The 13,484-nt window shown below is 70.1% G+C and carries 12 protein-coding genes; 2 read left to right on the top strand and 10 right to left on the bottom strand.

Annotated elements, in window-relative coordinates:
* Positions 1-36: 36 nt before the first annotated feature.
* Positions 37-666 (bottom strand): TetR family transcriptional regulator, encoded by a 630-nt coding sequence (locus OHA21_RS40940; protein WP_328464497.1) that lies wholly within the window; start codon positions 664-666, stop codon positions 37-39.
* Positions 667-822: 156 nt separating this feature from the next.
* On the opposite strand from OHA21_RS40940, the gene OHA21_RS40935 reads away from it, so the two are divergent.
* On the top strand, positions 823-2,118 hold the full coding sequence (locus tag OHA21_RS40935) for a D-arabinono-1,4-lactone oxidase (protein WP_328464495.1): 1,296 nt from the start codon (positions 823-825) through the stop codon (positions 2,116-2,118).
* A 6-nt stretch (positions 2,119-2,124) separates the two neighbouring features.
* Here OHA21_RS40935 and topA read toward each other — a convergent pair whose 3' ends face one another.
* From topA to OHA21_RS40905, 6 genes are all read right to left on the bottom strand, one after another.
* A complete protein-coding gene (gene topA / locus OHA21_RS40930) occupies positions 2,125-4,938 on the bottom strand; it encodes a type I DNA topoisomerase (protein WP_328464493.1) in 2,814 nt (937 codons plus the stop codon).
* A gap of 199 nt (positions 4,939-5,137) precedes the next feature.
* Positions 5,138-5,926 carry a hypothetical protein gene (locus OHA21_RS40925; RefSeq protein WP_328464492.1) on the bottom strand — a complete coding sequence of 263 codons (789 nt, stop codon included), beginning with the start codon at positions 5,924-5,926 and terminating at the stop codon, positions 5,138-5,140.
* A 1-nt stretch (position 5,927) separates the two neighbouring features.
* On the bottom strand, positions 5,928-6,458 hold the full coding sequence (locus OHA21_RS40920) for a hypothetical protein (RefSeq protein ID WP_328464490.1): 531 nt from the start codon (positions 6,456-6,458) through the stop codon (positions 5,928-5,930).
* 103 nt (positions 6,459-6,561) lie between these two features.
* Entirely contained in the window at positions 6,562-8,976 is a 2,415-nt protein-coding gene (locus OHA21_RS40915) for a sodium-translocating pyrophosphatase (RefSeq protein WP_328464488.1), read from the bottom strand.
* A gap of 349 nt (positions 8,977-9,325) precedes the next feature.
* A complete protein-coding gene (locus OHA21_RS40910) occupies positions 9,326-9,766 on the bottom strand; it encodes an ATP-binding protein (protein WP_328464486.1) in 441 nt (146 codons plus the stop codon).
* A complete protein-coding gene (locus OHA21_RS40905) occupies positions 9,763-10,119 on the bottom strand; it encodes an STAS domain-containing protein (RefSeq protein WP_196417014.1) in 357 nt (118 codons plus the stop codon). Before OHA21_RS40905 ends, OHA21_RS40910 begins: the two co-directional genes overlap by 4 nt.
* A 110-nt stretch (positions 10,120-10,229) precedes the next feature.
* On the opposite strand from OHA21_RS40905, the gene OHA21_RS40900 reads away from it, so the two are divergent.
* Positions 10,230-12,563 carry a DEAD/DEAH box helicase gene (locus OHA21_RS40900; RefSeq protein WP_328464482.1) on the top strand — a complete coding sequence of 778 codons (2,334 nt, stop codon included), beginning with the start codon at positions 10,230-10,232 and terminating at the stop codon, positions 12,561-12,563.
* On the opposite strand, the gene OHA21_RS40895 is transcribed toward OHA21_RS40900, so the two are convergent.
* From OHA21_RS40895 to OHA21_RS40885, 3 genes are read right to left on the bottom strand one after another with little or no spacing between them, the layout of a single operon-like run.
* Positions 12,560-12,913, bottom strand: coding sequence for an Rv3654c family TadE-like protein (locus OHA21_RS40895; protein WP_328464480.1), 354 nt, complete (start codon positions 12,911-12,913; stop codon positions 12,560-12,562). The two genes, OHA21_RS40900 and OHA21_RS40895, sit on opposite strands and share 4 nt — an antisense overlap.
* Positions 12,910-13,263: a TadE family type IV pilus minor pilin gene (locus OHA21_RS40890; RefSeq protein WP_328464478.1), complete on the bottom strand. Its 354-nt coding sequence runs from the start codon at positions 13,261-13,263 to the stop codon at positions 12,910-12,912. The genes OHA21_RS40895 and OHA21_RS40890 overlap by 4 nt, the downstream gene beginning before the upstream one ends.
* Complete coding sequence (locus OHA21_RS40885) at positions 13,260-13,388, bottom strand: DUF4244 domain-containing protein (protein ID WP_328478867.1); 129 nt, start codon at positions 13,386-13,388, stop codon at positions 13,260-13,262. Before OHA21_RS40885 ends, OHA21_RS40890 begins: the two co-directional genes overlap by 4 nt.
* Positions 13,389-13,484 lie beyond the last annotated feature (96 nt).

Here is a 13,484-nt window from a genome sequence, read left to right as displayed (position 1 = left end):
GTAGGCGTCCACGCTCCTGGGCGGCGCAGCCGCCGGTCAGGCGTCCACGTGCCGGTGCAGGTACTCCCGGATCAGGGCTTTCGCCTCGGTCAGCACCGCTTCATCCCCGGCCGGGTCCCGCCGGAACGCCAGCTTGATCAGGGCGTCCGCGGCCTCGACCGAGATCTGCAACGCGAAGCGCAGCCGGATCCGGTCGATCAGCTGGAACTGCTCGACCAGCAGCTCGGCCAGACGCTCGGCGATGACCGCGTTGTTGTCCCGGTCCGAATCCAGCAGGTGCAGGTCCACCACGTCACCGAAGTGCAGCGTCCGGAAGCCCGGCACGCTGCGGTGCATGCGGATGTACGCGTCGATCGCCGCGTCCACCGCGTCCCACCAATGGGTGAAGGTCTCGCTGGCGAAGCGATCGGAGAGACTCTGCAGGTAGGCGTCCATGTTGCGCAGCGCGAGGGCCTGGACGATGGCCCGTTTGTCCGGGAAGAACTGATAGACCGAGCCGATGGCGACTTCGGCTCGCTCGGCCAGCAGGGTCGTGGTCAGGCCTTCATACCCGACCTCGTCCACCAGCTCAGCGCAGGCGTCGAGCATGCGCTGTACCCGGGCAACGCTTCTGCCCTGCACCGGAACCCGCCGCAGCGGGCCGGTGCTGACGGTTGGTGTCGACACGCGTCGCCACTCCCTCTCAGCAGTGAGATCCATCCACGACGGCGAAGTTCATGAATAAATCCCAGTGATAAATCGAACGTTACTCGGATCAACGAGCGAGGCGCATCGACGGGACGCCAGGTGCTGGTGTCCGCTCGGACGGAGGACAAAGCCCGAATGACTACACCCGTTAACTCGCGTCGCTGGACCAACTGGGGGCGTAACCAGGAGTCCGTGGCGGAGGTCCTGACCCCGGGCACCGTCGATGAAGTCTCGGCCCAAGTGAACCACGCCACGCAAAGCGGCCGGCGCATCAAAGTGGTGGGTTCCGGACACTCCTTCACCGCGATCGCGGTCGCCGATGACCAGCGGATGTTCCTGCACCGGCTCAATCAGCTGGTCTCGGTGGACGGCCCGCTGGTCACCGTGCAGGCCGGCATGCTGCTGTCCACTCTCAACACGGTGCTCGCCGAACACGGGCTGGCCATGCCGAATCTCGGTGACATCGACGCGCAGACTGTTTCCGGGGCGATCTCCACCGGCACGCACGGCACCGGCGCGGCCTATTCGACCCTGGCGTCCTGCGTCGAAGCGGTGACGATGGTGACCGCGGGCGGCAAGGTCGAGCGATTCACCGCCGACGCGCCGGAGTTCCCGGCGGTCCGGCTCGGGCTGGGCGCGCTCGGCGTACTGGTCGACGTGACGTTGCGGTGCGTGCCGACTTTCACGCTGCTCGCCGACGAACGGCCGATGCGCCTGCCGGACGTGCTGGCCGGGATCGACGAGTGGAACGCGGACTTCGACCACGTCGAGTTCTTCTGGTACCCGTACACCGATCGGACCTCGCTCAAGCGCAACCGGAAGGTGGCGGCGAACGATCGGCCGCTGTCGGCGTTCCGCGGCTGGCTGGATGACGACTTCCTGTCCAACACGCTCTGGCAGGGCGTATGCAAGGTCGGCCAGAAGGTGCCGGCCACGGTTCCGGCGCTCAGCGCCATGGCGGCCCACGCGCTGAGCGCGCGGACCTACACCGGGCGGTCGGACCAGGTCTTCTGTTCGCCGCGGCGGGTGCGTTTCACCGAGATGGAGTACGAGATCCCGCGCGCCGCCCTGCCCGAGGTCCTGCACGCGCTGAACCGGATCCTCGACGAACTGCCGTTCCGGGTGCAGTTCCCGGTCGAGGTGCGGTTCACCGGGCCGGACGACGTCTGGCTGTCGCACGGGTACGGCCGGGACTCCGCCTACGTTGCCGTGCACCAGTTCCTCGGCAGCCCGTACGAGCCGTACTTCCGGGCCTTCGAGGCGGTCTGTGCGGGGCTGGGCGGGCGTCCCCACTGGGGGAAGCTGCACTACCGGGACGCGGAGTCGCTGCGGAGCGCGTACCCCCGCTTCGACGACTTCCTCGCCGTGCGTGACCGCCTGGACCCGGGCCGGGTCTTCACCAACGACTACCTGACCCGGGTCTTGGGATAGAAAGGGCTACTCCGCGGCCGTCGTCGCCTTGCGCGGGGCGGCCTTCTTGGCTGGAGCCTTCTTCGCGGCGGTCGTCTTCTTGGCGGCCGCCGTCTTCTTGGCGGGAGCCTTCTTGGCCGGCGTGGCGCCGTCCTCGCCGGACGCGGCGGCGGCCTTCTTGGCCGGGGCCTTCTTCGCGGCGGCCCGCTTGCGTGGCGTCGCCGGCCCCTTGGCCCGCTTGTCGGCGAGCATCTCGGCGGCCTGCTCCGGAGTGATCTCCTCAGGCGTCTGACCGCGCCGCAGCGTCGCGTTCGTCTCGCCGTCGGTCACGTACGGCCCGAACCGGCCGTCCTTGACCACCATCGGCTTCTGCGTGGCCGGATCCAGGCCCAGCTCGCGCAGCGGCGGCTTGGCCACGCCACGCTGGCGGGTCTTCGGCGCCGCCAGCAGGGCGAGCGCCTCCTCCAGGGTGACGGTGAAGAGCCGGTCCTCGCTCTCCAGCGAGCGCGAGTCCTTCTCCCGCTGGATGTACGGCCCGTAGCGCCCGTTGCGGGCGACGATCTCCTTGCCCTCGGCGTCCTTGCCGACCACCCGGGGCAGCGACAGCAGTTGCAGCGCCTCCTCGAGGGTGATCGAGTCGGGCTTCTGGGTCTTGAACAGTGACGAGCTGCGCTCGCCGCTCTGCACGTACGCCCCGTAGCGGCCGGACTTGACCACCACCGGCTCACCGCTGGCCGGGTCGTCGCCGAGCGCTCGGTCGCCGTTCCCGGCGAGGAAGAGCTCCGCCACCTTTTCCGGGGTGAGCTCGTCGGGCGCCAGACCCTCCGGGATCGAGGCCCGGTCGTCCGGTGCGTCCTCCGGGGCGTCGACCGCGCGGCGCTGCAGGTACGGCCCGAACTTGCCGACCCGGACGACGACCTTGCGGTTCTCCTCGTCGGTGAAGAGCGGAATCGAGTTGACCTCGCGGGCGTCGATCGCGCTGAGGTTCTCGGTGACCATCTTCTTCAGGCCGCCGGCCCGGGCGATCTCGTCGTCCGCGCCGCTGGCCTGGCTGCCGAAGTAGAAGGAGGTGAGGAAGGCGAGCTGGGTGCCGTCACCGGCGGCGATGTCGTCGAGCTGGCCCTCCATCGCGGCGGTGAAGTTGTAGTCCACCAGCCGTGGGTAGTGCCCCTCAAGCAGGCCGATCACCGCGAACGCCAGGAACGACGGGATCATCGCCTGGCCGCGCTTCTCCACGTACCCACGGTCCTGGATGGTCTGCATGATCGACGAGTACGTCGACGGCCGGCCGATGCCGAGCTCCTCCAGCGCCTTGACCAGCGACGCCTCGGTGTAGCGGGCCGGCGGCGAGGTGTGGTGACCCACCGCGGCCAGCTCCTCGGCGGTCAGTGGCTGGTCCTTCACCAGGTTCGGCAGGCGGCGCTCGGCGTCCTCGGCCTCGGCGTTCTCGTCGTCCGAGGACTCGACGTACGCCCGCAGGAAGCCGGGGTCGGTGATCGTCTTGCCGGAGGCGGCGAAGTCGGCCTCCTCGTTCGCCGTGGAGACCGCGCGGATCCGGACGCTCACCGAGTTACCGACCGCGTCGGTCATCTGCGAGGCGATGGTCCGGCGCCAGATCAGCTCGTAGAGCTTGAACTCGTCGCTGCTCAGCTCCTTGGCGACCTCGCCCGGGGTCCGGAAGTTGTCGCCGGCGGGCCGGATCGCCTCGTGCGCCTCCTGCGCGTTCTTGGCCTTGGTGGTGTAGCGGCGCGGCTGCGGCGGCACGTTGTTCGCCCCGTACAGCTCGGCGATCTGGCGGCGCGCGGCGGCCAGGGCGGTCTCGGAGAGGTTCACCGAGTCCGTACGCATATAAGTGATGTAACCCTTTTCGTACAGGCTCTGCGCCGTACGCATCGTCTGCTGCGAGGAGTACCGCAGCTTACGGGCCGCCTCCTGCTGCAGAGTCGAGGTGATGAAGGGCGCATACGGCCGACGCCTGTACGGCTTCTCCTCCACCCGGGTGACCTTGAAGTCCCGGCCCTCCAGGCGGGCGGCCAGCCCGCGGGCGCCGTCACCGTCCAGCTGCACGACGCTCGAGCCGGCCTTGAGCTGACCGGTGGTCGGCTCGAAGTCCTTGCCGGTGGCGATCCGGTCGCCGTCCAGGGCGATCAGCGTGGCCTGGAACGAGCGGGCGCCCTCGACCGGGCCCTGCACCGACAGTTGGGCCAGGATGTCCCAGTACTCAGCCGAGCGGAACGCCATCCGCTGCCGCTCACGCTCGACGACGATGCGGGTGGCGACGGATTGCACACGGCCTGCCGAGAGGCCGCGCATCACCTTCTTCCACAGGACCGGGCTGACCTCGTAGCCGTACAGCCGGTCCAGGATCCGGCGTGCCTCCTGCGCGTCCACCAGCGAACGGTCGATGTCCCGCGGGTTCGCCACCGCGGCCTGGATCGCCGGCTTGGTGATCTCGTGGAAAACCATCCGCTTGACCGGGACCTTGGGTTTGATCGTCTCGATCAGGTGCCAGGCGATCGCCTCGCCCTCGCGGTCCTCATCGGTGGCGAGGAAGATCTCGTCCACCTCTTTCGCGAGTTTCTGCAGCTTGGCTACCTGCTGCTTGCGATTCTCGGAGACCACGTAGAGCGCGTGGAAGCCGTTGTCGACGTCGACGCCGAGGCGGGCCCACGACTCGCCCTTGTACTTGGTCGGAACCTCGTCGGCGTTTCTCGGCAGATCGCGGACATGGCCGACGGAGGCCTCGACCAGATAGTCGGGGCCCAGGTAACCGGCGATCGTCTTGGCCTTCGACGGGGACTCGACGATGACCAGACGGGTCGTCCTGGTGTCACTCGGCACGGCACTCCCAATTTCGTTGCGATCCTCGGCGCTCTCCGTCTTGCCCGGCGGAGCACAGATGTTCAACGTAACGCGCCGGACAAGCAACCATTCCCGGGAGACCCCGCAGTCGGATGGTAACGGCCCGGCCACCGCACGCGTCCGACCGCGACACCGTACACCGGGAAGACGTTGTAATGTCGGACACAATCCAGGAAGATCACGCAGCCGCGCCGCCCGGCCACACTTCTGCCGGGGCCGCAGGTGGGCGCTCCCCGACCAGCTCGGCCAGCCGTCTCAGGCGCCGGCGTCCGGTGATCAGATAGAAGCGTCCGTCATCCGACAGCCGGCCGGCCAGACCGGCGCGGACCAGCGCGGCTTCCACCGGGTCACGCTCTTTCTCCGGGTCGAGGCCGAGCGCGTAACCGCCGGGCCGCGGATCGCCTGCGGCGGCCACCCAGAGACGCAGCCGAGGTCCGCTGAGGAAGAGCTGGGCAGCGGCGGCCGGCCAGGCACGGGCCAGACCGTTCAACCTCTGGGAGTACGCGGTACGCACTTCGAAGATCTGCGGAGGCGGGTCGGCTCCGACCTCGGGTTCGTCGGCGGGCTCCGTGGGGCCCGGTTCCCCGGTCGTCTGGTGTTCCGACGTGTCGATCGCCTCATCTTCGGCCGAGGGCTCGTCCGTTCGTACCAAATCTGGGTTTTCGACGGGTGCCCAGGTGGCTGCCAGGCCGCGCGTGACCAGCTCGCTGACCAGGACATGCACCCGCCAGGCGGCATCGACGCGAACCGTGACCCGCGCAGTGCCGCCCATCCGGCCGAGCCGGCCGGGGCCGGCGAGCAGACCCGCAAGATCAGCCGGTGACGGCTCGGTCGTCTCGGCGCCGAACATCGACAACTGGCGGCCGGCCTCCGGGCCCGCCGCACCCCTTTGCACGTGCCTCTTGGCCACCGGAACCGGCGGAGGAAGCACCTCCCGCGGAATGAGCGGCCAGCCCGTCTCGGTCATGTCATTGGCACTCGGGCAGGGAGTCGAAGGCCTGCTGCAGCTCGACGGACTCCAGTTTCGTGGTGTCCAGGCTGCTCTTCTCATACTCCGTGGTGAGCCGCTCGACCACCTTGGTCACCTCGTCGTAGAACGTCTTCGCCGGGCTGGTGGCCAGGGCCTGAATGCCGCTGCGGGCGTGACCGTAGGCGTCGCGGATGCCGGCGAGCGAGCCCACGAAACCGTCCGCGATCCGGTCGCCGTTGGTCACGTCGGGGACGCCGGCCCGCTCCACCCCGGCCCGGGCCTCCTCGCTCGCGGTCGCGGCGCCGTCGAAGAGGCGGGCCAGATTCTCCTTGGCCTGACCGGGCGTCGTCTTCGTGGTCATCTGCTGCTGGGTCCGGTTGGTGAGGGAGTCGATCTCGCTGCGCCACGGACTCAGCGCGGTGCAGACCTGCGCCGCCCAGGCCGACGGCCCGGGCTGCGCTGAGCAGGCGCTCAGCGGCACGGCGAGCACGAGGGCGAGAGCCAGGGAGATCAGTCGGACCGCGCGCATGGGAGCAGAGTACGGCTCCGGTCCGACACTCCACACGCCTCGATCGAGTCAAAGCGGAAGGGCACCCGTTTCCGGGTGCCCTTCCGTTGCCCTCAGACGCGTGTCAGCTGACGTTGTCCTTCAGCCGGGCGGCCTCGGCCTCGCGGGCGTCCTGCGCCGCCTTGGCCGTGTCGGCAGCGCCGGCAGCGGCAGCCGCGGCCGGTTCGTCGCCCATGGTGACCGGCTTGCGCTTGCTCCAGACCACCGCCGCGGTCACGATCGCGACCGCGAGGACGGCGACACCGACCCGGGCGCCGACGCTGGCGTCCACGCCGTAGCTCAGGGTCACGACGGCCGGCGCGATCAACAGCGAGACCAGGTTCATCACCTTGATCAGCGGGTTGATCGCCGGACCGGCGGTGTCCTTGAACGGGTCACCGACCGTGTCACCGATGACCGTCGCCGCGTGCGCCTCGGAGCCCTTGCCGCCGAACGCCCCGTCCTCGACCAGCTTCTTCGCGTTGTCCCACGCGCCGCCGGAGTTGGACAGGAAGACCGCCATCAGCGTGCCGGTGCCGATCGCACCGGCCAGGTACGCCGCCAGCGCGCCCGGGCCGAGCCCGAAGCCCACCGCGATCGGCGCCAGGATCGCCAGCAGACCGGGGGTGAGCAGCTCCCGCTGCGCGTCCCGGGTGCAGATGTCGACCACTCGGCCGTACTCCGGACGCTGGGTGCCGTCCATGATCCCCGGGAAGTCGCGGAACTGGCGACGGACCTCCATCACCACGGCGCCCGCCGACCGGGAGACCGCGTTGATCGCCAGCCCGGAGAAGAGGAACACCACAGCCGCACCGACCAGCAGGCCGACCAGCGCACGCGGGTTCGAGATGTTGAGCTGGGCCAGGATCTCGGCCCCGACGTCGGTCACCCCGGCGTCGGCCATCGAGCTGGCCAGGCTGTTGGTGTACGAACCGAACAGCGCCGTCGCCGCGAGGACCGCGGTGGCGATCGCGATGCCCTTGGTGATGGCCTTCGTGGTGTTGCCGACCGCGTCCAGCTCGGTGAGGATCTGCGCCCCGCGCTCGTCGACGTCACCGGACATCTCGGCGATGCCCTGTGCGTTGTCCGAGATCGGGCCGAAGGTGTCCATCGCCACGATGACGCCGACCGTGGTCAGCAGGCCGGTGCCGGCCAGCGCGACCGCGAACAGCGACAGGGTGAGCGAGGAACCGCCGAGCAGGAAGGCGCCGAAGACGCCCGCGCCGAGCAGCAGCGCCGAGTAGACCGCCGACTCCAGACCGACGCTGATGCCGGCCAGGATGACGGTGGCCGGGCCGGTCTGCGACGACTTGCCGATGTCCTGCACCGGGCGGCGGTTGGTCTCGGTGAAGTAGCCGGTCAGCGCCTGGATAGCGGCGGCCAGCACGATGCCGATCACGACCGCGCCGATCGCGACGAGCTGCGGGTTGCGGTCGCTGGCCAGGATGTCCTCGGCGATGCCGGTGTCGCCGAAGCCGGCGAAGGTGTCCGGCAGGTAGAGGAAGCTGACCACGGCGACGGCGATCGCGGCGATCGCGGCCGAGATGTAGAAGGCCCGGTTGATCGCGGTGAGGCCGTTGCGGTCACTCGCCCGCAGCCGGGTGATGAAGACGCCGATGATCGCGATCACCACACCGATCGTGGAGACGATCAGCGGGAAGATCAGGCCGTCCTGGCCGAACGCCGCCGAGCCCAGGATCAGGGCGGCGACCAGGGTCACCGCGTACGACTCGAACAGGTCGGCCGCCATGCCGGCGCAGTCACCGACGTTGTCGCCCACGTTGTCCGCGATGGTCGCGGCGTTACGCGGGTCGTCCTCGGGGATGCCCTGCTCGACCTTGCCGACCAGGTCGGCGCCGACGTCCGCGGCCTTGGTGAAGATGCCACCGCCGACCCGCATGAACATGGCGAGCAGCGCGGCGCCGAAGCCGAAGCCCTCCAGGACGGTCGGCGCGTCACCCCGGAAGATCATGACGACCAGGGCGCCACCGAACAGGCCGAGGCCCACGGTGAGGAAGCCGACCACACCACCGGTACGGAAGGCGATGCCCATCGCCTTCTCCCGGCCACCCGGCTCACCGGCCGCCGCGGCCACCCGCAGGTTCGCGCGGGTCGCCAGTGCCATGCCGGCACCACCGATGAACGAGCTGAAGATCGCACCGACGATGAAGAACAGCGACCTGCCGATCTTCACCCAGGTCTCGTTCTCGGTCTCGTGCACCGGCAACAGGAAGAGCAGGACGACCGCGATCACGACGAAGATCGCCAGAGTTCTGAACTGGCGGATCAGGTAGGCCGAGGCGCCCTCCTGCACAGCGCCGGCGATCTCCTGCATCTTCGGTGTGCCACGCGCGGTACGCAGCACGGACTGCACGAACATCGCCGCAAAGCCGAGCGCCACGAGGGCGAACGCCAGCGCGACGACGATATATACGACGTTTTCTCCGCTGAGGGACACTCCGCCGCCCTCGGCGGCGAGGTCTATCGAGGTCCCGGACATCAATGTCCTCCTGTACACCGAACGCACCCGGACGGCGGACGTGACCTCCGGGCGCCTCCCCGGGGAGCCGGGGAATGATCGACCAGACCCGCGGGCGCGGGACCAGAAGTAGCTGACAACTCGCGTACTGTATAGGCCCGACGTGGCGATCGTCACACGCGCCACCGGCCGTGTCGCGGTGATGTTCACCGCTGTGTTAGTCCCACGGCGAGCGGGTATAGGGCGCGGTTGATCTCCCGCCGCAGGTCGGCGGGCATGCTTCGTCCAGCTTGCTGGGTGATCGTTGATCTCGGCGAAATTTGCCGGAGTATTCCCGCTTCGGGGTGTCTGTGCCGGGGTTACGCCGCGGTCAGCGGCGGGTCACGGGCCAGATCATCCGGACCTCGGTGCCCGGGCCGTCCTCCACCGGACGCACCTGGAGGTCCTCGACGAAGCCGGCGAGCAGAGCGAACCCGACGCCGGTGGTGAGCGCGTCGTCGGTCAGCGACTCGTCGGCCAGCTCGTCCGGCGGCAGCTTGGTCAGGCCCACACTCGCCTCGATCGGGGCATGGTCGATGACCCGGACGGTGTACGAGTCCGAGTCGGACATCTCGACGGTGACCAGGTCGGGCAGGCCGTACTGGCGGTGCAGGGTGACGGCCCGGGTGCACGCCTCACCGATGGCCAGCCGCACCTCGTCGAGCAACTCCTCGGCCACCCCCGCACGTCGGGCAACCGCTACGCCGACGAGCCGGGCGGTGCGCACGTGCACCGGCGCCGGCGAGAAGGAGAGCCGAACAGTCGCCATCACGAAGCGGGACCGCTGCCGTCGCGTTCGGTGGCCGCTTCAACCGTCGGGAAGATCGGGAAAACCTGGTCCAGCGCGGTGATCCGGAAGATCTTCAACAACGGCTCCTTGGCGCAGACCAGCCCGAAGGTCCCCTGCGCGGTCCGCAGCCGTTTCAGGGCGCCGACGAGCACGCCGAGACCCGTCGAGTCGAGGAACTCGACCCGCTCCAGATCCACGACGACGTCACGGGCACCCGCGTCCACCAGCTCGATGAGACGCTCGCGCAGCCTGGGGGCGGTGTAGACATCCACCTCGCCACCGACTTCGAGCACGGTGTGCTCGGCGACAGTCCGGGTCGCCAGCGACAGCTCCATCGGTCCTCCTCCCTGATCTCCCCCGCGAAATCTAACCACCGAGGGCTACCGCACGACGCGTGGCACCCGTCGTCCTACCCGTTTGAGGTTCGGGGCATACCGATGTCACAGTGCAATGCGTGACGTCCACCGCCTTCGGTCCCGCTGAGCTGCTGCATCGGCTGCAGGCCCGCGGATCCGCGGCGGCGGTGTCCCCGATCACACATGTCGAACGGGTGCCCGCCCGGGCCGGACGCGCGGCGCCATGGCCCACATGGACCGATCCCGCGGTGCGCGACGCATTCGTCGCACAGGGGATCGCCGCGCCATGGGAGCACCAAGCGGCCGCCGCCACCCTCGCCCAGGAGGGCACGCACGTCGTGCTGGCCACCGGCACCGCTTCGGGGAAGTCCCTCGCGTACCAGCTGCCCGCGCTCAATGCGCTCGCCACGGACCCTAAGGCGACGGTGCTCTATCTGTCACCCACCAAGGCACTCGCGGCGGACCAATTACGGGGGATTGTCCGCCTTGAGGTGGACGGTGTGCGACCGGCGACATACGACGGTGACACTCCACGGGAGGAACGGGAGTGGGTCCGGCAGCATGCGCGGTTCGTCCTGACGAACCCGGACATGCTGCATCACGCGCTGCTGCCCGGGCACGCCCGGTGGGCGGCCTTTCTGCGGCGGCTCGCGTACGTGGTGGTCGACGAATGCCACACCTACCGCGGCGTTTTCGGCTCGCACGTGGCCCACGTCCTGCGGCGGCTGCGCCGGGCGGCAGCCCGGTACGGCAACTCCCCCACGTTCGTCCTGGCCTCGGCAACCTCCGGCGATCCGGCCGGCACGGCGTCACGGCTGGTCGGACTGCCGGTGACCGCGGTGACCGAGGACGCCTCGCCGCGCGGAGCGGTGACCTTCGCGTTGTGGGAGCCGCCGCTGCTGCCACCGTCCACGGTCGCCCTCGAGGACGGCGACGTCGAGTTGCCGCCGATCCGGCGATCCGCGCTGCGGGAGACCGCTGACCTGCTCACCGACGCGGTCGTCGGTGGCACGCGGACGCTCGCCTTCATCCGGTCCCGGCGTGGCGCCGAGGTGGTCGCCACAATGACCCGGCGGGCCCTGGACGAGGCGGTGCCGGGGCTCGGCGAGCGGGTCGCGGCGTACCGGGCGGGGTATCTGCGGGAGGACCGGCGCGCCATCGAACGGGCGCTGCTCACCGGCGATCTGCTGGCTCTGGCCTCCACCAACGCCCTCGAGCTCGGCGTCGACTTGGTCGGCTTGGACGCGGTGCTGATCTGCGGCTATCCCGGGACCCGGGCCTCGCTCTGGCAGCAGGCGGGCCGGGCCGGGCGGGCCGGCGGGGAGGCGCTCGCCGTGTTGATCGCCCGGGACGATCCGCTGGACACCTACCTCGTGCATCACCCGGAAGCGGTGTTCGGCCGACCGGTCGAGGCGACCGTGCTGGACCCGTCGAACCCGTACGTCCTGGGCCCGCAACTCTGCTGCGCCGCCTCGGAAGCCCCGCTCACCCAGGCTGACCTGGAACTCTTCGGCGGCGCGGAGGCGAAAGCAGCCGTTCGCGCGCTCATCGCGGAAGGCGCTCTGCGGCAGCGCCCGTCCGGCTGGTACTGGACCCATCGCGGCCGGCCCGAAGTGGATCTGCGGGGCACCGGCGGGACGCCGGTCGCCGTGGTCGAGTCGGCCACCGGCCGGCTGCTCGGCACGGTCGACCCCGGCTCGTCCCACGTCATGCTCCACGAGGGAGCCGTCTACCTGCATCAGGGCATTTCGTACGTGGTGGACGAACTGGATCTGGAGGACGGCTTCGCTCTGGTGCATCAGGAGGAGCCGGACTGGTCCACGCACGCTCGCGATGTGACAAACCTCTCAGTGGTCAGCGTCCGCTCGTACGTGGACGCCGGACCGGTGGGCCTCTTCTTCGGCGAGGTGGACGTCACCAACCAGGTCGTCTCCTACCAGCGGCGGCGGATCGGTAGCGGCGAGATCATCGACACCCGGCCGCTGGATCTCCCGGTGCGCGAGCTGCGGACGACGGCCGTCTGGTTCACCGTCTCCCCGGACGCACTGGTCGCGGCCGGGGTGGAGCCGGCCGACTTCCCCGGCGCCCTGCACGCCGCCGAGCACGCCGGGATCGGCCTGCTCCCGCTGATCGCCACCTGCGACCGGTGGGACATCGGCGGCCTGTCCACGGCCAACCACGCGGACACCGAAGCGCCGACGGTCTTCGTCTACGACGGGCATCCCGGTGGCGCCGGCTTCTCGGAGCGCGCGTACGAAACCGCGGCGGAGTGGCTGCGCGCCACCCGGGAGGCGATCGCCTCGTGCGTGTGCGAGGCCGGCTGTCCCTCCTGTGTGCAGTCGCCGAAGTGCGGGAACGGGAACAATCCGCTGAACAAGGCGGATGCGGTGAAGGTCCTCGACACCGTCCTCGCCGCGCTCTAGCCGGCAGTCACCGGGCCGGCCCGGGCAGCCGCCATGGCTACACCGGACATTCCGGGCATGGGGGTGACGGCTACCTCGACTCGGATCACTATCTCCAGGCCGGACACGGTGCAGCTGGTCATCCGGGCGTCGTTCGCGGAGGCGTATCGAGCGGCCTCGGCACAGGCCGCACCCTCGCCCTCGATCGTGCGCAGCGCTCCGGCCAGCGCGCCCAGATCCGCCGCGTTGCGGGCCTGGTGCCGGGCCACCCGAGCGGACCCGACCGCCGCGCCGGCCAGGCCGAGCGCCACGAGCAGGAGGCCGATCGCCAGCACGAAGATCGACGCGGCGCCGCGGTCGGAGGCCGTCACAGCGCCTCCGGTTCCCTGGCCGCGACCGCCTTCGCTCGCACGGTCATGCCGGGCAGGTTTCCGCCGAGCACCTGTACCCGGGCCGAGACGACGGCCGTGACGGTCTTCGCGTCCCCGGAGACCGTGATCTCCGCACCGTCCGGGGCGGTCGCTGCCGCCGACCCGGTCGGCTCACCGCGGGCGGCGGCGAGCGCGGCCTCCCGCGCCGCGTCCAGGCACTGGGCCCGGGTCATCACGGCGGCCACCGCACCGGCCGCGACGAGGAACATCAGGATGAGCGCCGGCAGCCCGGCCGCGAGCTCGGCGGTGAACGCGCCCCGGTCCCGGCCGGGCCACCGGCGCCGACTCACTTCAGCGCCCGGCCGATGAGCCCGCCCAGCGCCGCCTGCACGGTTCCGCTACTGACCACCTTGAGCAGGACACCGGCGAAGGCGACCGCGGCGAGCGTGCCGACCGCGTACTCGGCGGTGCTCATCCCGGCGTCCGCCGCTTCCGACCGAAGCCTCCGGAAGTTGGCGATGAGTTTGTGCACGTGGTTCCTCCTCGGTTGAGATGTGCGGCGCGCCGGCCG

The sequence above is a fragment of the Actinoplanes sp. NBC_00393 genome, from assembly GCF_036053395.1.
Taxonomy (GTDB): domain Bacteria; phylum Actinomycetota; class Actinomycetes; order Mycobacteriales; family Micromonosporaceae; genus Actinoplanes.
This window is presented reverse-complemented; position numbering and strand designations above follow the sequence as displayed.